This window comes from Dickeya fangzhongdai (assembly GCF_002812485.1).
GTDB classification, from domain to species: Bacteria; Pseudomonadota; Gammaproteobacteria; order Enterobacterales; family Enterobacteriaceae; genus Dickeya; species Dickeya fangzhongdai.
The window spans coordinates 4,229,620-4,250,196 of sequence record NZ_CP025003.1 but is presented as its reverse complement, the minus strand read 5'-3'; the positions used below and the strand labels follow the sequence as shown (position 1 = coordinate 4,250,196).

20 protein-coding genes and 1 riboswitch are annotated in these 20,577 nt (G+C 58.1%); of the genes, 4 read left to right on the top strand and 16 right to left on the bottom strand.

The window, feature by feature from the left end; all coding sequences use genetic code 11:
* Positions 1–76: 76 nt before the first annotated feature.
* A complete protein-coding gene (locus tag CVE23_RS19020; protein ID WP_100850160.1) occupies positions 77–634 on the bottom strand; it encodes a hypothetical protein in 558 nt (185 codons plus the stop codon).
* Positions 631–1,203 (bottom strand): hypothetical protein, encoded by a 573-nt coding sequence (locus CVE23_RS19015; protein ID WP_100850159.1) that lies wholly within the window; start codon positions 1,201–1,203, stop codon positions 631–633. Before CVE23_RS19015 ends, CVE23_RS19020 begins: the two co-directional genes overlap by 4 nt.
* Before the next feature lie 261 nt (positions 1,204–1,464).
* Between CVE23_RS19015 and CVE23_RS19010 the strand changes: the two genes are divergently transcribed.
* Positions 1,465–2,232, top strand: coding sequence for a DedA family protein (locus CVE23_RS19010; RefSeq protein WP_100850158.1), 768 nt, complete (start codon positions 1,465–1,467; stop codon positions 2,230–2,232).
* A gap of 45 nt (positions 2,233–2,277) precedes the next feature.
* On the opposite strand, the gene ilvN is transcribed toward CVE23_RS19010, so the two are convergent.
* The 7 genes from ilvN to sgrR form a co-directional block, all read right to left on the bottom strand.
* Positions 2,278–2,571, bottom strand: a complete 294-nt coding sequence (gene ilvN, locus CVE23_RS19005) for an acetolactate synthase small subunit (RefSeq protein ID WP_013319493.1) — start codon at positions 2,569–2,571, stop codon at positions 2,278–2,280.
* A gap of 3 nt (positions 2,572–2,574) precedes the next feature.
* Positions 2,575–4,239, bottom strand: a complete 1,665-nt coding sequence (gene ilvB / locus CVE23_RS19000; protein WP_038920246.1) for an acetolactate synthase large subunit — start codon at positions 4,237–4,239, stop codon at positions 2,575–2,577.
* Positions 4,240–4,352: 113 nt separating this feature from the next.
* Entirely contained in the window at positions 4,353–4,454 is a 102-nt protein-coding gene (locus tag CVE23_RS18995; RefSeq protein WP_225622613.1) for an ilvB operon leader peptide IvbL, read from the bottom strand.
* A 154-nt stretch (positions 4,455–4,608) separates the two neighbouring features.
* Positions 4,609–5,301, bottom strand: coding sequence for a thiamine ABC transporter ATP-binding protein ThiQ (gene thiQ, locus CVE23_RS18990; RefSeq protein WP_100850156.1), 693 nt, complete (start codon positions 5,299–5,301; stop codon positions 4,609–4,611).
* Positions 5,285–6,895: a thiamine/thiamine pyrophosphate ABC transporter permease ThiP gene (gene thiP, locus CVE23_RS18985; RefSeq protein ID WP_100850155.1), complete on the bottom strand. Its 1,611-nt coding sequence runs from the start codon at positions 6,893–6,895 to the stop codon at positions 5,285–5,287. Before thiP ends, thiQ begins: the two co-directional genes overlap by 17 nt.
* A complete protein-coding gene (gene thiB, locus CVE23_RS18980; protein WP_100850498.1) occupies positions 6,871–7,854 on the bottom strand; it encodes a thiamine ABC transporter substrate binding subunit in 984 nt (327 codons plus the stop codon). The genes thiP and thiB overlap by 25 nt, the downstream gene beginning before the upstream one ends.
* Positions 7,855–7,896: 42 nt before the next feature.
* Positions 7,897–8,006, bottom strand: a riboswitch (TPP riboswitch).
* Positions 8,007–8,062: 56 nt separating this feature from the next.
* Positions 8,063–9,730, bottom strand: a complete 1,668-nt coding sequence (gene sgrR / locus CVE23_RS18975; protein ID WP_100850154.1) for an HTH-type transcriptional regulator SgrR — start codon at positions 9,728–9,730, stop codon at positions 8,063–8,065.
* 111 nt (positions 9,731–9,841) lie between these two features.
* On the opposite strand from sgrR, the gene sgrT reads away from it, so the two are divergent.
* Complete coding sequence (gene sgrT / locus CVE23_RS18970) at positions 9,842–10,000, top strand: glucose uptake inhibitor SgrT (protein WP_038920241.1); 159 nt, start codon at positions 9,842–9,844, stop codon at positions 9,998–10,000.
* A gap of 120 nt (positions 10,001–10,120) precedes the next feature.
* Here sgrT and tnaA read toward each other — a convergent pair whose 3' ends face one another.
* Together tnaA and tnaC are read right to left on the bottom strand one after the other, a co-directional pair.
* Positions 10,121–11,521 (bottom strand): tryptophanase, encoded by a 1,401-nt coding sequence (gene tnaA, locus CVE23_RS18965; protein WP_049854682.1) that lies wholly within the window; start codon positions 11,519–11,521, stop codon positions 10,121–10,123.
* 96 nt (positions 11,522–11,617) lie between these two features.
* Positions 11,618–11,728 (bottom strand): tryptophanase leader peptide, encoded by a 111-nt coding sequence (gene tnaC, locus CVE23_RS18960; RefSeq protein ID WP_071603989.1) that lies wholly within the window; start codon positions 11,726–11,728, stop codon positions 11,618–11,620.
* A gap of 249 nt (positions 11,729–11,977) precedes the next feature.
* Between tnaC and CVE23_RS18955 the strand changes: the two genes are divergently transcribed.
* On the top strand, positions 11,978–12,877 hold the full coding sequence (locus CVE23_RS18955) for a siderophore-interacting protein (protein WP_100850153.1): 900 nt from the start codon (positions 11,978–11,980) through the stop codon (positions 12,875–12,877).
* Between the two features lie 433 nt (positions 12,878–13,310).
* Here the strand turns inward: CVE23_RS18955 and leuD are convergent, their stop codons facing one another.
* The 5 genes from leuD to leuL form a co-directional block, all read right to left on the bottom strand.
* Entirely contained in the window at positions 13,311–13,913 is a 603-nt protein-coding gene (leuD, locus tag CVE23_RS18945) for a 3-isopropylmalate dehydratase small subunit (RefSeq protein WP_038920236.1), read from the bottom strand.
* Positions 13,914–13,925: 12 nt separating this feature from the next.
* Positions 13,926–15,326 (bottom strand): 3-isopropylmalate dehydratase large subunit, encoded by a 1,401-nt coding sequence (gene leuC / locus CVE23_RS18940; RefSeq protein ID WP_100850152.1) that lies wholly within the window; start codon positions 15,324–15,326, stop codon positions 13,926–13,928.
* Between the two features lie 2 nt (positions 15,327–15,328).
* The gene (gene leuB / locus CVE23_RS18935; RefSeq protein WP_100850151.1) at positions 15,329–16,420 is read right to left on the bottom strand and encodes a 3-isopropylmalate dehydrogenase; all 1,092 of its coding nucleotides are present in this window, start codon (positions 16,418–16,420) and stop codon (positions 15,329–15,331) included.
* On the bottom strand, positions 16,420–17,994 hold the full coding sequence (gene leuA, locus CVE23_RS18930; protein WP_038920233.1) for a 2-isopropylmalate synthase: 1,575 nt from the start codon (positions 17,992–17,994) through the stop codon (positions 16,420–16,422). The genes leuB and leuA overlap by 1 nt, the downstream gene beginning before the upstream one ends.
* Before the next feature lie 96 nt (positions 17,995–18,090).
* On the bottom strand, positions 18,091–18,174 hold the full coding sequence (gene leuL, locus CVE23_RS23280; protein ID WP_107760451.1) for a leu operon leader peptide: 84 nt from the start codon (positions 18,172–18,174) through the stop codon (positions 18,091–18,093).
* 230 nt (positions 18,175–18,404) lie between these two features.
* On the opposite strand from leuL, the gene CVE23_RS18925 reads away from it, so the two are divergent.
* The gene (locus CVE23_RS18925) at positions 18,405–20,210 is read left to right on the top strand and encodes an AMP-dependent synthetase/ligase (protein ID WP_049853550.1); all 1,806 of its coding nucleotides are present in this window, start codon (positions 18,405–18,407) and stop codon (positions 20,208–20,210) included.
* Positions 20,211–20,577: the final 367 nt, after the last annotated feature.

The following is a 20,577-nucleotide window of genomic DNA, read 5'->3' as shown; positions in this document are numbered from 1 at the left end:
CGACTGTAAGATCTAACCGTGTTCTAATATAGAACGCAGCCAGATCAAGTTTTTATTTAATACAGATAAATTTAGGTTAACGTAATGTATTTTGAGAAAGATATTTTCTGAGCATCGCAATGCTTTTTTCATCGCCATTATTTTGTAGGCTGTCGGTAAGTGTGCTTTTGTCTACGATGGTTTTTTTATCTTTATCTAGCTCAAGCAAGAAATAGTTTTTCGCTCGTCTATTTCTTAATCCAACTGTATAAACAAATCCTATATATGTCTTCTCTTTTACCTCGATCTTCCCAACTGCATCGAGGCTTAGGCAGATTGAGTTTTCGAAATCACCCTGACCAATAGACTGAATAATATTACTAATTTCTTTTTTGTCTATCGACCAGCCAATAAAACACAATGGATTATATTGATTATAATACCCTTCGGCAGGAATTAATGTTCCTATATATTCCTCATTTTCAATGATGTTAAAAGATTGACCCTTATGTATTTTTATCTGGTCTATTCCCAGATGCTGAATTTTTGTAGCTGATTGTGATAAAAAGTGATTGCCGTCCATAGGGGCTAACGTAATCGATGCATGAGCTTGAAGTGATGCCGACAATATTATTGTTGTTAGTGTTTTCTTCATTGTTTTCTCTTGTCGATTTTCTTTATGTCTTTTCTAAGGTCAGCTATACTTTTCTTTTCTGAATCGTTTTGAAATCTTTCAATGAGCTGGCTCTTGTCTTCTATAGTTTTGTTTCCTTTGTTCAGCTCTATTAGAAAGTAGTTTTGAGCATATCTGTCTCTCAGTCCTACGGTGTACACAAAACCAATAAAGGTTCTTTCTTTTTCCTCTATTTTCCCTACTCCATCAAGCGTTGAGCAGAGTGAAAGCTCAAAGGATCCTTGTCCTATTGATGGAACAATATCTGATATTGTTTTTTTGTCAGTAGACCAGCCAATAAAGCATAACGGGTAATAGTTTTTATGAAATCCTTTGGCTGGAACTATTGTTCCTATGTATTTTCCATCTTCAATAATGTCAAAGCTCTGTTCGCTCTGACTTTTTATATCAACGACCCCTCTGGCATTTCCATATTTTACCACTTCATTTGATAAGGCTTGATCCTCATTCTTGACCAAACTAATAGAGGCCTTGGATTGTAATGAGGCCAATAACGCTATTAGCAAAGAAGTACATGCTATTTTTTTCATGTGGTTTACCCTAACTTAGCCCTGTTAACCTGCCCTTTGCCAACCGGAAAAGCAATCCTGGCTTCTTCCATGAATCAATCCATTTATTTTCTTAAAGTGATGCTTTTATAACAACAAAATGGCGCAGCTTCAAGGAAGTGGCAGTCCGGTAATGATGAACCTCGCGTCAGTTGCGTTTTTACTACTATCTGCCATATTCCCGCCGTTTCCTGCTATCATCCCGTTATCTTTGTTCATAAAAAAGCAGAAATGTAGAGATTTATGGAAGCCTGGCTGGAGCATCTGATCACTCAATCGTTAGCGTATTCGCTGACGGCGGTACTGCTGGTGGCGTTTCTGGAGTCGCTGGCGTTGGTGGGGCTGTTGTTGCCCGGCACGCTGATGATGGCGTCGCTGGGCGCATTGATCGGCAGCGGCAATATGGGGCTTTACCCGGCCTGGGGCATGGGCATTATCGGTTGCCTGCTGGGAGACTGGATTTCCTATTTCATTGGCTGGCGTTTCAAGGATCGGCTGCATAACTGGTCTTTCCTGCAAAAGCACCGCGCTTACCTGTATCGCACCGAAAAAATGCTGCATCAGCACAATATGGCGACCATTCTGATTGGACGGTTTTTTGGCCCGACTCGTCCGCTGATCCCGATGGTGGCGGGAATGCTGGAGTTGTCGCCCCGGCGCTTTGCGTTGCCGAATATCATCGGCTGTCTCACCTGGCCGCCGGTTTATCTGATGCCCGGCATTTTGGCCGGAGTGGCGATCGATATCCCCAAGCAGGCCGACAGCGGCAGTTTTAAATGGCTGCTGTTAATCACGGCTATCCTGCTGTGGGGAGCGGGCTGGTTGGTGTGGCGTCTGTGGCGTGCGCGTCGTGGAGCAAAAGCCGAATCAACCGGTTGGTTGACGCCTGCCCGTTTGTACTGGATGGCGCCGCTGGTTTCGGTTATCGCCGCCGCCAGTCTGTGGCAGTTGTGGCAGCATCCGTTGATGCCGGTGTACCGTCGCCTGTTGTGGAAAATTCTGATTGGTTGAATCCGGCTCGAGGGCCATACCAGGAATCGGTATGGCCCCTGCGGCTCAGCGGTAAAACTCCGCGACCTGATCAAAGATACGCATTTCTTCGCCGTGGCGGGTCACCTGCAGTACATCTTCCAGCTTTTCCACCTGACTGATCATCTGCGGTAGGCGCTGATCGTCTTTCACCAGCAGCCAGATGCGGCTCTGCTCGTTGCCCGGCAGCGGCATACACATGATGCCTTCCACGTTGAAAGCGCGACGGGCGAACAGCCCGCACACGTGCGACATCACGCCCGGATGGTTGCGTACCGATAGTTCCAGCGTGACCTGTGCGGTAATGGATGGGGTCTGCATGATTTAATCTCCAATCATCTCAATGTTGGCGGCACCCGGCGGTACCATCGGGAACACTTTTTCGTTGATATCGATAGCGGCGTGGATCAACGTCGGGCCGGGTCGTTGCAGTGCGTCGCGCAGGGCGGCTTGCGGATTATCCGCCGCGTTCAGATCGCAAGTGGCGAAGCCGAATCCGGCGGCAATCGCCAGAAAATTAGTCTGATAGCGGTAGTCGGACGCCACAAAATTCTGCTGGTAGAACAGATCCTGCTGCTGGTGCACCAGCCCCAGCGACTGATTGTTCATCAGCACGATTTTGACGTTCAGGTTCTCTTCCACGGCGGTAGCCATTTCCTGAATGTTCATCATCAGACTGCCGTCGCCGGAAAAACAGACCACGGTTCGCTGTGGTTCCGCCAGCGCGGCGCCGATAGCTGCGGGCACGCCAAAACCCATCGTGCCGAAACCGCCGGAGGTCAGCCACTGGCGTGAGCGTCGCAGCGGATACGCCTGCGCCACCCACATCTGATGCTGACCGACGTCGGTAGTAATGATGGCCTGATCGTCCAGTTGCTCGGCCACGGCGCGGATCAACCCGTAGTGACTGAGCGGGTCGTCGGCGTTTGGCATGCTGAATGGGAATTCACATTGCAGCGCGCGCACCTGAGCGAGCCAGTCGGCGCGTGGTTGACGGTCAACCAGCGGCAGCAACTGATCCAGCGCCTGCGCCACATCGGCGTGGAGCGCCACGTGCGGCTGACGGATCTTGCCGAACTCCGCCGGATCGATATCGATATGGACAACGCGGGCATCCGGGCAGAACTCTTCCGCTTTGCCGATGGCGCGATCGTCAAAGCGGGCGCCCAGTACGATCAGTAAGTCCGATTGTTGCAGGATCATATTGGTGTAACGGGCGGCGTGCATGCCGAGCATGCCAAGCGACAGCGGATGATCCACCGGCATGGCGCCCAGCGCCATCAGCGTCATGGTGGTGGGCAGCCCGGCGCGTTCCGCCAGGTCGATAGCCTGCTGATGTGCGCCGGCGCTGATGATGCCGCCGCCCAGATACAGGATCGGTCGCTTGGCCTGATTGATCATCGCGGCGGCGGCGCGAATGGCATCCTGATCCACTGCTGGCGCAGGGGTCAGTTCGGCCGGCGCGGGCAGCTCCGCCAGTTCGATGGTGGCCGTTTGCACGTCTTTGGGGATGTCTACCCAGACCGGGCCGGGGCGACCAGACTGCGCCAGCCGGAAGGCGTCATTGATGACCTGCGGCAGTTCGCTGATGTCGCGCACCAGATAGTTGTGTTTGGTGACCGGAATCGAGATGCCGTAAGTGTCTACTTCCTGAAAGGCATCGGTGCCGATCATGCCGGACGGCACCTGACCGGTGATGCACACCAACGGAATAGAGTCGAGTTTGGCGTCGGCGATGGCGGTGAGCAGGTTGGTGGCGCCGGGGCCGCTGGACGCCATGCAAACCGCGGCTTTACCGCTGGCGCGCGCCATACCCTGCGCGATGAATCCGGCTCCCTGCTCATGGCGGGCGAGTACGTGGCGAATGGTACGGCTTTTTCCCAGCGCATCGTACAGCGGCAGCGCCGCGCCGCCCGGGATGCCGCTCACTGTGGTGATGCCTTGCTGCTCCAGCAGACGGATGATCAGCTCAGCTCCTGTATAACGCATAGTCATATCCTTTATCAGAGCCGGTGTCAGGAGGAGCGGGGAGGGTGGACAAAAGAAACCCCGCTCGGCTTGCGCCGGCGGGGTTTGGGAATCTAGGCTTGATTCGGAACCCGTTACGGCGCGCTGCCGACCACGACCACCACGCGCACGACGACGACCGCGTCAAGCAGCGCGGTGTTGCTTAGTAGTGCGAAAGTAGAGGCGGCGTGTTTCACGGAGAACCTTATATTCGTTTGGGTTAATCAGCGTCTTCATCTAACCATGAGTGCGGAAAATCAGACAAGGCTCCGTTACGCTGAAAAAGCAAAATCGTGCGATAGATCACATTTTTTTGGTAAGGGTTTCACTTTGTCATTTCAGACCGAACTGTCATCCCAGACCGAGCACCCGCGCCGCATCCGGATGGCTAGCCAGTTCGTTGGTCGGGCCGTCGTGATAGATGCGGCCGTCCACCACCAGCACGCTGCGCGGCGCAATACGCGCGGCGTCTTCCAACTGGTGAGACACCATCAGCAGCGTCAACTGGCGATCCCGGCAGATCTCGTCCACCAGCGATAACATCTCCTGACGCAGGGCCGGGTCGAGCGCCGAGAACGGCTCGTCCAGCAGCAGGATCGGCTGCCGGCGGATCAGGCAGCGCGCCAGCGCCGCCCGTTGCCGTTGACCGCCGGAAACCTGCGACGGCAGGCGCTCCAGCAGCTCCGACAGTCCCATTCGGCTGGCGATATCGCGCAGCGTATCTCGCTGTTCCGCATTCAGTTTCAGGCCGGGGTGCAGGCCGAGCGCGATATTCTGCGCCAGCGTCAGATGGGGAAACAGGTTGTTTTCCTGAAACAGGATCGACACCGGGCGTTTTGCCGGCGGCGTGGCGCGGTGATCCTGTCCGTTAAGCTGCAAGCGGCCGCCGTCGGCCGGCAGAAAACCGGCGATCAGGCTGAGCAAGGTACTTTTTCCCGCGCCGCTTGGGCCCAGAATGGCGATACGCTCGCCGGGCTGCGCCTGTAAATCGAAGCGCATCGGCAGGTGTTGGTAGAGATAGGTCAACTTATCGAGCGCGATCATTAAGGCCTGCCAGTTTTTCAATCAGGGTAAACAGCATAAAACACAACATCAGCAGCAGCAGCGCCGTCACCGCGCCGTCGGCGCTGCGATAAGCGCCAATCTGCTGATAGAGATAAAACGGCAGGGTGCGAAACTGTTCGTTGCCGAACAGGGCGATGATGCCGAAATCGCCCACCGAGAGCACGCTGGCAAAGGCCAGCGCCTGGGCGATGGGCGCGCGCAGCGCCTTTAGTTCTACCACTCTGAGACGGTGCCAGCCGCGGATATCCAACGACTGGCACAACAGACTATAACGCGACGCCGTGTCATACATCGGGTTTTCCAGCACTTTCATCGCATAGGGGATTGCCAGCAGCGCGTTGGTCAACACCACCAGTCCGTAGGGAGAAGCCGGTAATCCGATGGTGCGGTTAAACAGCAGGAAAAAACCGGACGCCAGCACAATCCCCGGCATCGCCAGAATCAGCATCCCGCTTATATCCAGCAACTGGGCGGAGAGCCCCCGCCGGCGCAGTTTCAATTCCCGGCTGCTCCACAGCAGCATCAACGTCAGCACCACGCTAAGCGCGCCGGCGGCCAGCGCGATGCGCAGCGAGGTCCAGAGCGTTTGCCATAACGCCGGCTGGCGCAAGACATCCGGCAGCGAACGGTTCAGGCCGTCCGCCACCACCGCCAGCAGCGGCGGCAACAGCAATAGCAACGCTGCCGCAATCAGCAGCGTATCGGTAACGCGGCTGAACCCGCTGTCCTGCGGATCGCGCCATCGCAGGCGGCTACTGGCTCCCACCGCCAGCAGCCGGCTCAGCCGCTGACTGAACAACACCAGCCCCAGACAGCACGCCATCTGCAACAGCGCCAGCAGCGCGGCGCGCGCCGGGTCATAGTCGAAGCTCAACGCCTGATAGATCGCCAGTTCGATGGTGGTGGCCTGCGGGCCGCCGCCCAGCGCCAGTACGGTGGCGAAGCTGGCGAAACACAGCATGAAAATCAGCGCGCCGGCGGGCAACAACTGACGGCGCAGCCACGGCCACTCCACCAGCCGGAAAAAGTGCCAGCCGCGCAGGCCGAGCTGGGCCGCCAACTGGCGCTGCTCAGTGGCGATGCCTTCCAGCGCCTGCACAAACAGCCGGGTCGCCAGCGGCAGATTAAAAAAGACGTGGGCCAACAGAATGCCCTGCAAACCGTAAGGCGAAAAACGGTATTCGATACCGAATTGCATCAGCAGGCGCGCCAGCCAGCCTTCGCGGCCGTAGACGCTGAGGATGCCGAATACCGCCACCAGCACCGGCAGCACCAGCGTCATCGCGCACAGGCGCAGCAGCAGGCGATGGCCGGGAAAGCGGCGGCGGTACAACGCCCGCGCCAGAAACAGCGCGGGCAGAGTGGAAAGCAGCGCCGACAGCAGCGCCTGCCAGAAGCTGAAGCGAATGACATGCCACAGGTAGCTGTCATCCCACAACGACCGCCAGGGCGCGCCGGGCGCGTCCAGCCACAGCGCGGCGAACGCCAGCGCCGCGGTGCCGGTCAGCAGCGCGGCCGCCAGCAGCCCTGGCCACAGCCAGCCGGGAATCAGCGGCTGACGGCGCGTTGCCATGCCAGTACCCAATTCGCGCGCTGCTCGGCCACCTGTTGCGAGGTGAACTCCAGCGCGGTAGCCGGCAACAACAGGGTGTTATAGCCCGCGGGCAGCTCGGTTTTGACAACCGGGTACATCCAGTTGGTGGTCGGGATGATCTGCTGGAAGGTCGGGCTGACCATAAACTGCAGGAAGCGCGCCGCCAGTTGCGGATTTTTGCTGCCGGCCAATTGCGCGGCTACTTCGACCTGTAGATAGTGGCCTTCGCTGAAATTGGCCGCCGCGTAGCTGTCTTTCTTCTCGGCGATGAGGTGGTAAGCCGGGGAGGTGGTGTAGCTCAACACCAGATCGGCTTCGCCTTTCAGGAACAGGCCGTAGGCTTCGCTCCAGCCTTTGGTGACGGTGACGGTTTTGGCCGCCAGTTTCTGCCAGGCTTGCGGCGCCTTGTCGCCATAGACTTTCTGCATCCACAGCAACAGGCCCAGACCCGGCGTGCTGGTGCGCGGATCTTCATAGATCACTTTCCACGGCTGGTCGCTTTCCACCAGTTCGCGCAGGCTCTTGGGCGGGTTTTTCAGTTTGTCCTTGTTGTAGACGAAGGCGAAATAGCCATAGTCGAAGGGCAGGAAGGTGTCATTATGCCAGCCGCCCGGCACCGTCAACTCGCTGGTGTTGACACCATGCGGGGCGAACAGGCCGGTCTGCGCTGCCGCCTGTACCAGATTGTTATCCAGCCCCAGCACCACATCCGCCGGGGTATTTTTGCCTTCCATACGCAGGCGGTTGAGCAGAGCGACGCCATCTTCCAGCGCCACGAATTTCAGCTCGCAGTTGCACTCTTTTTCAAACGCGGTTTTGACGCCCGGACCGGGGCCCCATTCCGAGGCGAACGAGTCGTAGGTGTAGACCGTCAGGGTCGGTTTGGCGAACACAGGGGCGGACAGCAGTAACAGGCAGGACAGTAATTTCTTTAACACTTTGCGCTCCAATTGTTGAAGGCGGCAAAGGTCTTTGAGCAAGCGGGATGCAGTCTCAAATCCCTTCGCCGGTATTAACCGGATCAGGTTCGACGGGTATTTTCTCAGCGATGCAACGCCTATGCGCGTTGACCGCACCCCGTTGAGAACGGCGGTATTGTAAAGTGTTTGTCACATCAGGAAAAGCGCCATGACCGGCGACGAGCGCTCATGGCGTCGGGTTCGGCGGTGCAAACCAGGCGGATTTGAAATCGAACCAGCCCAGCGTGTTCATGCGTAGCCCCCGCATGCTGGCCTGCCCCTGCAACCGCAACCAGTGGTGGAACAACGGGTGGAGTTGCTGGCGGCTGACCAGCGACTGGCACCATTCCGCCAGCGACAACTCGCCCTGACGCCACTGACGCGCAGTGTGTTCCAGTTCGTCATCGCCCAGACAGTGCCGCAGCAGCGGCAGCTCGTACAGCATCGCGAACAGCGAAAATTCCAGCGGTAGATAAAAGTTGGCGCTGCCAAGCCAGAGATCGCTGGCGTCGTCGCCCTGACACCAGGCATCGAACTCCAGACAGCGTAGCGTCAGCGTGACGCCGTGCGACGCCAGCAGCCGGCCCATGATGCTGCTTATCACCGCGTATTCGGGATGGTCACGGTAGCAGGTGAGGGTGAGGTGGGTCAGGCCAACCGGTTTTTCCCGTACCGCCCGCGGTGGGCTGTGATGCCAGCGCGGCAGCAGGCCATAGGCGGGGGACCAGTCGCTCTGGTACGGGCTATCGGCCAGGCCAAGCATCGCCACCGGGCTTAACACCTGACACAGCCAGTGACGGATCTCCGGATCCGCCATCTGCGGCGAACGGCGGTCGAACAGCAGGAAATAGCAGCCTTCTTCCAGCCGGTTCTCCAGTTCATTGTCCGTGGTGTCGTCTCCCTGCAATGTAACCGTACAGGCGGGAATGATCGGCGCGTCCGGCAGCACCCAGATACTGACTTCGTCAATCAGCGCCCGGTAGCCGAAGTAGTCGTCAAACGCGGCGATTTTCAACTGGTTGGGCGAGTTGCGCACCACCTGATACGGCCCGGTGCCGATGGGCTGGCGCATAAAGTCCGGCAGCGTTTGCCACTCTTTGGGCAAGATCATCGCCGGTACGCTGCCGAGCAGCCACGGCAGCCAGTCATCCGGCATGCTGAGCCGGATATCCAGCACGAACGGCGTAGGGGAAGCGATGTCGCTCAGGTGTGAGAACAGCGGCAGCGCCGTCAGCCGGGACAGCGAGGCGATCACGTCCTCCATGGTCAGCTCCCGACCGTGGTGAAAACGGATGGCCGGGCGCAGATAGAAACGCCAGTGCAGCGGCGACAGCGCCTGCCAGTGGTGAGCGATATCCGGCAACAGTTCCCCATTTTCCTCATTTAAGCTGGTCAGCCCGCTGAAAATCTGACGGGCGATGTGGGTTTCCGAACGCCGCAACGCGCTGCCGGGCAACAGGTTGTGCATCGGCCGGTAGTACAGGATACGCAGCAGATGGCGCCCTTGCCGCACGCTACGCCCGAGGTGAGACAGCAACATCTGGCGCACGGTTTCCTTGTCGCCCACCAGTTGCACCAACTGGTCGATGCGGTCCTGCTCCAGCAGGTCTTCGGCGCGCTGCTGTTGCAGGGCTAACCCCGTGTAGAGAAAGCCGAGGCGCGAGCGTTTGCCGCGCCCGGCTTCCGCCTGCCAGGTGAGCCAACCCTGCTGTTGCATGGCGTTCAGCAGAGAGCGGATATGACGGCGGGAGCAGTTGAGCAGCAGCGCCAGTTCCTGCAGCGTGGTGTCGGTATCCTGACCTTGCAGGCATTGCCATAACCGGATGAATTGTTGTTGCAGGCGTGGCGAGGACATAAAAGAGGAACTCCGTGGCTCAAGCTCATCAATATATTTTTCCCTATATTACGCGGATACTTTCAGTCAGTGAATGGTTCAGTACGTGAACCGCCGCGAAGGGGAGGCAATATGTGCCGGTTATTCCGCTTTTATCATCACTGGCTCTGCCGGGGATGCCGCCGGGGATGGGGCGCACTCACCGCCGCCCAGCGGATGGCGTTGCTGCTGCAGGTTACCCAATGGCAGATCCGGGACATGGATGAGGAAGACTATCGTCGCTGGTTGTAAGGCCGGCGGCGACATCGAATGAGAGTGAGAACAGCGGCGGGAAACCGCCGCAGTGTTCTGAGTAATGGTGCTGTTCACCAGCCAGCGGAGTATTCCGCTGGCTTTTTTTATGGCGGAGCGTTATTCCACCGGTTTCAGGCGGGCGACAAAGTGGCGTAATACCGGCGGTTCGTAGGTAAAGGTCAGGCCTTTGATGCTGCCGGCTCTTTCCTTCAGCGCGATCAGCGAGTCGGCGATGTAATCCATGTGGTCGTTGGTATACACCCGACGCGGGATGGTCAGGCGCAGCAGTTCCAGCGGCGACGGTTTCTGCTCGCCGGTGTCCGGATCCCGCCCCAGCAACAATGAGCCGATTTCCACGCTGCGGATACCCGCTTCCAGATAGAGCTCGTTATTCAGCGCCTGCGCCGGGAACTGTTCCGCCGGGATATGCGGCAGCAGCTTTTTGGCATCGACAAACACCGCGTGCCCGCCCACCGGGTATTGAATCGGGATACCGCCGGCGCGCAGGCGCTCGCCGAGGTAGGTCACCTGACCAATGCGGTAGGTCAGATAGTCCTCGTTCATGCCTTCTTCCAGCCCGATGGCTAACGCTTCCATGTCGCGCCCGGCCAGGCCGCCATAGGTGACGAAGCCTTCCATCGGCACGCAGCGAATACGCACCTCATTGAACAGCTCTTCGTCACTGCGAAAACAGCACAGGCCGCCGATGTTCACCATCGGATCCTTTTTCGCCGACATGGTGAGCATGTCGCCGTACTGATACATCTCGTGGACGATCTCTTTGATCGAACGGTTTTCATAGCCGGCTTCGCGCTGTTTGATAAACCAGGCGTTTTCGCAGAACCGGGCCGAGTCGATCACTACCGGGATCCCGTGCTGCTGCGCGATGCGATACACCGCGCGCATGTTGCCCATCGAGATCGGCTGGCCGCCGGAGCTGTTACAGGTGACGGTGGTAATGATCGCCACCACGTTGTCCGCGCCGTGCTGTTCAATGGTGGTTTGCAGCAGGTCAAGGTCGAAATCGCCCTTCCAGTCGTAATAGGTGGTGGTATCGAAGGCTTTTGGCGTCACCACGTTGATGGCGCGCGCGCCGTTCAGTTCCACGTGGGCGGCGGTGGTATCGAAATGGAAGTTGGAAATAAACACCGGTTTCTTGCCGCCGCCGGCGCGCTGTTTTTTGGCGATCAGACACGGGAACAGGATTTGCTCCGCGCCGCGCCCCTGATGGGTCGGAATGGTGAACGGATAACCCAGCAGCGCCTTCACCTGATCACACAGGTGGTAGTAGTTGCGCGACCCGGCGTAGGCCTCGTCGCCCATCATCAGCCCCGCCCACTGGCGGTCGCTCATGGCGCCGGTGCCGGAGTCGGTCAGCAGGTCGATATAAACATCTTCGCTGCGCAGCAGAAACGGGTTGTAGCCTGCTTCCTGCAGGGCGCGTTCCCGTTCGTCGCGGGTGGTCATACGGATGTTTTCTACCATTTTGATGCGAAAAGGCTCAGGAATGCGTTTCATGCGATATCTCCATGACGCCCGTCGGCAGACGTAACCGCCGCGGTATGACGTCAAAAATAAATTGAAATAAAAGGGAAAAATCAGAGCAAAGCTGAATCAGGCATGAAACGGGCGTGGGAAATCGTTGGTGAGACGGTGGTCGATGTTGAACCAGGGGCGACAATCGCCGGAGAGGCTCAGGCGATAACACCGGATAACGCGTGTCATGAGGTCTCCTTATCTCGTGAGTAACGAATAATCAGAATAGGCGAAAAGCGGCGGACAAAACCGTGATCCCGCAGGCAATCCGGAGGTGGCTGGCGATGATTGGTATGAGAATAGAAATTGAGTCAATAATGTTTCTCATTATCGTGAGTAAATGATAAAACTGTGCGGGGTTTGAGGCCGTTATCGGCACAAGTCATTAACAGGCGGCACGTTGCCGGAGAGTCACAAGCAGAGAGGTAGAGGCGAGTTATGGCTGGGGTAAAGGAATATAAAGTGTTTGATGTTACGTTGGCCCACAAGACATTGCTTACCCCATCGCTGATGCGTTGTGTATTCAGCGGCGAAGCGGTGAAGAAGATGAAAATCTGCTCGCCGGATCAACGAATTAAAGTATTGCTGCCTGCCGAGGACGGCACGCCGCCGCGTCTGCCGGATGTCGGCGAGTGGTACAAGCTGGTGCAGGCAATGCCCAAAGCGCAACGCCCGATTCCCCGCACCTACACGCTGCGCAGTCTGGATACCGTCGCCGGAGAAATGGTGGTGGAGTTCGTGGTGCACGGCACCGAAGGCCCGGCTTCAGCCTGGGCGATGAGCGCGCAGCCTGGCGAAGAATTGCAGGTAGTGGCGCCGCGCGGCGATTTTGCCGGCGATAACGGCGGCTATGAATGGGTACTGTCGGAAAATACCCGTCAGGTGCTGCTGATGGGGGATGAAACCGCGCTGCCGGCGATCAAAGGCATTCTGGAACAGTTATCGCAACTGGATAACCCGCCGCAGGTGCAGGCTTTTATCGAAGTACCGTTGCAGGCGGATTGCATCGACTATCGCCATCTGACGTTCGCCGAGGTGGTGTGGCTACCGCGCGAAGGTACCGACGAGAGCTATGGCGAGCGCTTGCTGGACGCGGCGCGTCAGTCGGTTCGTCTGCCGGAAAACATTCACGCTGGCGCGGTAACGGTGGCTGAGATTCCGGATGGTGAAATCATGTGGGAGCGGGCAAATGCCCAGCAAGGTCAGTTCTTCGGCTGGGTAGCGGCCGAATCGTCAGCGGTGAAAGCACTGCGCCGTTACCTGTTGGGAGAAAAAGGCATGACGCAGGAGTCCATCACTTTTATGGCTTACTGGAGCCGCGGCCCGCGTCCACACTGAGGTTGTTGACAACAAAGGCCACCGAAGTGGTCTTTCAGACTGCTGAAAAACCCTATAAGCGCAAATGAAGGGTTTTCAGGCGTTAAAACTGTGCTGAGGCGGGTGACTTCGCCGGATGCGCGGCAGGGAAGCCGCGCAAGCCCGTGCCGCTCCGGGAGAGCGTCACGGGCGGTCCGAACAGCGAAGGCAAACGCCGAAGGAACCGCGTCAGCGGCACGGTTTAGCCCCTAGCCAGTGGTCAAGGAGAGGTGGCGTTTGAACCTCTCCTTGTCGTGCGTGCGATGAAATCGCAAAGAAGCAACACTGTTTATCCCGCACGAAATCATTCACTGCTCAGACAGACATCATCGTTCAAAACAATCCGGCTGTTTGTCAACAGCTACAAAACCCACCGAAGTGGGCTTTGTGCGTGTTGTCAAACGGCGAGGCCGAATTAACGGAGGAATGCCGGTTGTTGCTGCTCGTAGCGGGAGATGGCCGCTTCGTGCTGCAGCGTCAGGCCGATGCTATCCAACCCGTTGATCATGCAGTGACGGCGGAAGCTGTCGATATCGAACGAGTAGGTTTTGTCGCCTGCGTTCACCTGCTGCGCTTCCAGATCCACCGTGAAGGTGATGCCTTCGTGGCTCGCCACCAGTTTGAACAGGGAGTCGATATCGGATTCGCTCAGTTTGACCGGCAACAGCTGATTGTTGAATGAGTTGCCGTAAAAAATGTCGGCGAAGCTGGGGGCGATCACCACCCTGAAACCGTAATCGGTCAGCGCCCACGGCGCGTGCTCGCGGGAAGAACCGCAGCCGAAGTTCTCGCGCGCCAGCAGGATGCTGGCGCCTTTGTAGCGCGGCTGGTTCAGCACGAAATCCGGGTTGGGCTGCTGGCCCGCGTCATCCAGAAAACGCCAGTCGTGAAACAGATGCTGACCGAAACCGGTGCGGGTCACCTTTTGCAGAAACTGCTTCGGGATAATCGCGTCGGTATCGACGTTGGCGGCATCCAGCGGCACCACCAAACCAGTGTGTTGGGTAAATTTAGCCATGGGTTGCCTCTCTTAATTCAGTTCACGAATGTCTGCGAAACGACCGGTAACCGCCGCCGCCGCCGCCATAGCCGGGCTAACCAGATGGGTGCGGCCGCCGCGGCCCTGACGCCCTTCAAAGTTGCGGTTACTGGTGGAGGCGCAACGCTCGCCCGGATTCAGGCGGTCGTTGTTCATCGCCAGACACATGGAGCAGCCGGGCAGACGCCATTCGAAGCCGGCATCCAGAAAGATTTTATCCAGACCTTCTTCTTCCGCCTGCGCCTTGACCGGACCGGAGCCGGGGACGACATACGCCTGCACGCCGGCAGCCACTTTACGGCCTTTGGCGATGGCGGCGGCAGCGCGCAGATCTTCGATACGAGAGTTGGTGCAGGAACCGATGAATACCTTGTCGATCGCCACTTCCGTCAGTTTCACGCCCGGCTGCAGGCCCATATAAGCCAGCGCTTTTTCCGCCGAGGCGCGCTCCACCGGGTCGCTAAAGGATTCCGGCGCCGGGATGATTTGATCGACGGCGATCACCTGACCGGGGTTGGTGCCCCAGGTCACCTGCGGGGCGATATCGGCGGCGTTCAGCGTCACTACTGCGTCGTAATGCGCGTCGGCATCGGAGCGCAGGGTTTTCCAGTATTCCACCGCCGCGTCCCAGTCGCTGCCGGTGGGCGCGAACTGGCGGCCTTTCAGGTAAGCGAAGGTGGTGTCGTCCGGCGCTACCAGACCGGCTTTGGCGCCCATTTCGATCGCCATGTTGCACAGGGTCATGCGGCCTTCCATGCTCAGCGCTTCAATCGCCTTGCCGGTGAATTCCACCACATGGCCGGTGCCGCCGGCGCTGCCGGTTTTACCGATGATCGCCAGCACGATGTCTTTGGCGGTGATGCCGGCGGCGGCGTCGCCGGCGACATCAATCTTCATGGTTTTGGCGCGGCCCTGTTTCAGGGTTTGCGTCGCCAGCACATGCTCTACTTCCGAGGTGCCGATGCCGAACGCCAACGAGCCGAACGCGCCGTGGGTGGCGGTGTGGGAGTCGCCGCAGACGATGGTCATGCCCGGCAGCGTCATGCCTTGCTCCGGCCCGATAACGTGCACGATGCCCTGAAACGGGTGATTCAGGTCGTACAGCTGCACGCCGAACTCGGCGCAGTTCTTGATCAGGTCCTGCATCTGGATGCGGGCCATCTCGCCGCTGGCGTTGATGTCGCGGGTCTGGGTGGACACGTTGTGGTCCATGGTGGCGAAGGTTTTGCCCGGCTGACGGACTTTGCGGCCCATGGCGCGCAGGCCGTCGAACGCCTGCGGCGAAGTCACTTCATGCACCAGATGACGGTCGATATACAGCAACGGGGTTTCATTCGGCGCCTCGTGCACCAGGTGCGCGTCGAACAGTTTCTGATATAAGGTCTTACCCATGATTAGGCCCCTTCTGCTACAAATCGGGCGATGGCGTCGCCCATTTCATCGGTGGTGACGGCGTTGCCGCCGCTGACCAGATCGCCGGTACGGTAACCTTCCGCCAGCGCCTGATTGACCGCCTGCTCAATGGCGGTGGCGGCGTCATCAGCCCCCAGGCTGTAGCGCAGCAGCAGCGCGGCGGACAGGATCTGGGCGATCGGGTTGGCGATGTTCTTGCCGGCGATGTCCGGCGCGGAACCGCCTGCCGGCTCGTACAGGCCGAAACCTTGTTCATTCAGGCTGGCGGACGGCAACATGCCCATCGAACCGGTGATCATCGCGCACTCGTCGGACAGGATGTCGCCGAACAGGTTGGAGCACAGCAGCACGTCAAACTGAGACGGATCCTTGATCAACTGCATGGTGGCGTTGTCGATGTACAGATGGTTCAGACGGACATCCGGGTAGTCGCGGGCGATCTCGCTGACGATTTCGCGCCACAGGATCGAGCTTTGCAGCACGTTGGCCTTGTCGATGGAGGTGACGATGCTGCGGCGTTTGCGCGCGGACTCAAAAGCGATGCGGGCAATACGCTCGATTTCGAAACGGTGATACACCTCGGTGTCAAAGGCGCGTTCGTACATGCCGCTGCCTTCGCGGCCTTTCGGCTGACCAAAGTAGATGCCGCCGGTCAGTTCACGCACGCACAGGATGTCAAAGCCGTTGGCGGCGATGTCGCTACGCAGCGGACAGAAGGCTTCCAGCCCCTGATACAGGCGCGCCGGGCGCAGGTTGCTGAACAGACGGAAGTGTTTGCGCAGCGGCAGCAGCGCTCCACGCTCCGGTTGTTCCGCCGGCGGCAGGTGTTCCCATTTCGGGCCGCCGACCGAACCGAACAGAATGGCGTCCGCCTGCTCGCAACCTTCAACCGTGCCCTGCGGCAGCGGCGTGCCCTGACGGTCGATGGCGATGCCGCCCACGTCGTACTCGCTGGTGGTGATGCGCAGACCAAAACGCTGGCGAACCGCATCCAATACTTTATACGCCTGAGCCATTACTTCCGGGCCGATGCCGTCACCGGGTAAGACGGCAATATGGTAACTCTTGCTCATCACACTGTTTCCTGACTGTTGTGTTTGTTGTGTTGCTGCAAACGCTGCACTTCTTTTTCAACCAGTTGCGCGCGTTTGATGTTGTTTAATACGTTAACCATCGCGTTGGCGGAGGATTCCACGATATCGGTCGCCAGACCCACGCCGTGGAAACGGCGTCCCTGATATTCCACCACGATGTCCACCTGACCGAGCGCTTCTTTACCCTGTCCCTTGGCGGACAACTGGTATTTGACCAGCGTAATCGGGTAGCCGGTGATACGGTTGATGGCCTGATACACGGCGTCTACCGGGCCGTTGCCGGTGGCGGCTTCGGACAGTGTCTCTTCGCCGCATGACAATTTGACGGACGCGGTCGCCATCACGCTGGAGCCGGACTGAACGCTGAAGTAGTCCAGACGATAGAACTCGGTGCTTTCCTGCTGACTATTAATGAACGCCAGCGCTTCCAGGTCATAATCGAACACCTGGCCTTTCTTGTCGGCCAGCTTGAGGAAGTCGGCGTACAGGGTATCCAGATTGTAGTCGCCTTCTTTATAGCCCATCTCTTCCATGCGGTGTTTGACCGCGGCGCGACCGGAACGGGAAGTCAGGTTCAACTGCACTTCTTTCAGGCCGATGGATTCCGGCGTCATGATTTCGTAGTTTTCGCGGTTCTTCAGCACGCCGTCCTGATGGATGCCGGAAGAGTGAGCGAAGGCGTTGGAACCCACCACCGCCTTGTTGGCCGGGATCGGCATGTTGCAGATCTGGCTGACTGTCTGGCTGGTGCGGTAGATTTCCTGATGATTGATGCCGGTGTGCAGGTTCATCAACTGGCTGCGCACTTTGATCGCCATAATCACTTCTTCCAGCGAGCAGTTGCCGGCGCGTTCGCCGATACCGTTCAACGTGCCTTCCACCTGACGTGCGCCTGCGTGCACCGCCGCCATAGCGTTGCCCACCGCCAGGCCGAGATCGTCGTGGGTGTGCACGGAAATGATGGCTTTATCGATGTTGGGAACGCGCTGATACAAGGAAGCGATGATGTTGCCGAATTCGTGGGGCAGGGTGTAACCGACGGTGTCCGGGATGTTGATGGTGCGGGCGCCGGCGTTGATCGCGGCTTCCACTACCCGGCTCAAATCTTCGATCGGGGTGCGGCCGGCGTCTTCGCAGGAGAACTCCACGTCGTCGGTGTAGTTGCGGGCGCGTTTGATCATGTAGGTCGCGCGTTCAATCACCTCATCCAGCGTGCTGCGCAGCTTGGTGGCGATATGCATCGGCGAGGTGGCGATAAAGGTGTGGATGCGGAATGCCTCGGCGACGCGCAAGGATTCGGCGGCGACATCGATATCTTTCTCGACGCAGCGGGCGAGGGCGCAGACGCGGCTATTCTTGATATTGCGGGCGATGGTCTGTACGGATTCGAAATCGCCGGGGGAGGACACCGGAAAACCCACTTCCATCACGTCGACGCCCATTCTTTCCAGCGCCAGCGCGATCTGGAGTTTTTCCTTCACACTCAGGCTGGCCTGCAGCGCTTGCTCACCGTCACGCAACGTCGTATCGAAAATAATAACTTGTTGGTTCATCGGTCTGGTTCCTTTGTTCTGTTTGCTTGGGCGCCCGGCGAGTAAAAAAAAACCCGCGCAACGGCGCGGGTTTTTTATATGAGGTGTGACGTGAAATCAGCTCTGGATTTCGCCCACCGGCATACCGCGCACGTGAGATGCGTTTAGTAGTAGGCCTAGTAGCTGAGCGAAGTTAAACATGCTGTTTCGTTGTCCAAATCGATTAAAAATTCAGTTCTGCTTTTATTGGTACTTGATTCCCGCATTGATGTCAACCTCGGGATCGCATACGGTAGCCGTATCCGGTGTGTTTTACCCGTCACATTCCCGGCTGAAAAGCGGCGGAAAGCGCTTTGAGGCTGTTGATGGGCGCGGTAGACTGCCTGCCCAATTTTTACGCCCATTTTTGAGATTGCCAGGCCCGCACGCGCATGAAGACGAATTCACTCTCGCACTACCATCTGGTTCACCGTATTCAGCAGCAAATTGCTCAGCGCCCTAACGCGCTGGCGTTTCGCGAATGGGCGCCTGAACAGGAACAGCAGCTCGACTGGCATCAGGTAGGCGAGCGTATCCGCCGCATTGCCTGCGGCCTGCTGGGGCTGGGCGTTGATGTTCAGGAACGGGTGGCGATCTTTTCCGACAACGCCATCACCTGGTCGCTGGCGGATCTGGCGTTGCTGCACCTGCGGGCGATTACCGTACCGCTGTATGCCACCAGCGCGGCGGCGCAGGCGTCGTTCATTCTGAATGACGCGGATATCCGTACCGTTTTTGTCGGCGGTCAGGCGCAGTTTGATCTGCTGATGTCGCTGCGCGACAGCTGTCCGCAACTGCGCACCATTATTCTGCTGGATGAGCAGATTCGCCGTCGCGGTTGCGACATCGCGGTATCGCTGGAGGAATTTGAAGCGCAGGCGGAGTTGTCGGTGTGGGAGCCGGTGCTGCGCCAACGGGTGGCCGATCGGGATTTGAGCGATCTGTTTACGTTGATCTACACCTCCGGCACCACCGGCGAGCCCAAAGGGGTGATGCTGGATTATGCCAACATGGCGACCCAACTGGTGCTGCATGATGGGCGGCTGCAGACGAGCGAACAGGACGTATCGCTGTGCTTTTTACCGTTGTCGCATGTCTTCGAACGCGCCTGGAGCTTCTTCATCATGCACCGCGGCGCGCAGAACGTGTACCTGCGCGACACCGATCAGGTCCGTGCGGCGATGGCGGCGGTCAGCCCTACCGTTATGTGCGCGGTGCCGCGTTTCTACGAGAAAGTGTTCAGCGCCATCCATGAGAAAGTGGCGCAGGCGCCGTGGCACCGGCGCACGTTGTTTCACTGGGGGATCGCCCAGGGCCATAAACGGTTTTTACGCCGGCAGGATGGGAAACGCGCCGGAGTGTGGAACGCGCTGACGTATCGTCTTGCCGATCGGCTGGTGCTGTCGCGTCTGCGCCAGTTGCTGGGAGGAAAGGTCCGTTTTCTGCCGGCGGCGGGTGCGCGTCTGGATGACAATATCATCGCCTTTTTCCAGGCGATGGGCGTCCGTATCGTTTATGGTTACGGCCTGACGGAGACCTGCGCCACCGTGTCCTGCTGGGAAGCCGACCACTACCGGTTGGGGTCGGTCGGGACGCCGCTGCCGGGCATCGATGTGCGCATCGGCGAACAAAATGAAATCCAGGTGCGCGGCGCCACCGTGATGCGCGGCTACTATCGCCGCCCACAGGATACGGAAGCCGCCTTTACGCCGGATGGCTGGTTCAAAACCGGCGATGTGGGCGAGGTGGACGCCAATGGCAACTTGTTCATCACCGAACGCCTTAAGGATCTGATGAAAACCTCGGGCGGCAAATACATTGCGCCGCAACATCTGGAAGGCGCGTTGGGACAGGATCGCTTCATTGAACAGGTGGCGGTGATCGCCGACGCGCGCAAGTACGTCTCCGCGCTGATCGTCCCCTGCTTTGAGGCGCTGGAGGAGTATGCCCGTTCGATCAATCTGGGGTATCAGGATCGATTGGAGTTGTTGCGCCATAACCATATCCTGTCGCTGTTTGAACAGCGGTTGCGCGATGTGCAAAAAGAGTTCGCGCGTTTTGAACAGGTGAAGAAATTTACCCTGCTGCCTGCGCCGTTTAGTCAGGAAGAAGGCGAACTGACCCCGACATTAAAACTCCGCCGCAAGGTCATTCATCAGCGTTATCAGCTGGAAATCGAGGCCATGTACGCCGACTAGCAGACGTATCGGTGGCAAATCATCGCGCTGCATCGCAATTTTATCGTCAATATTTCACTCTGTAATGCCTGACCACGGCGGGATATTTTTTAACGCTGTGGTCACTCCTTAGCGTTTTATCTCTTTGCTTTCTCTTTTAACAGTTGATTTACCATAATCACGTCACTCCCAGCGGCGGCGCGGCGTTTGCCTGCTTCATAATCCGGCGTTATGTTAATAAGTTATATGTAAAAACCCGGGCGGTGTTGGGCGATGAGGCCGGCGTGTGATTGGAAACCGAATCCCCGCTTTGCGTCTTCATTCACCAGACGCCGTCTCAATGAGCACGGGGTGTTCCCTGTCAATACAGAAGCGACCCGCTATCTGA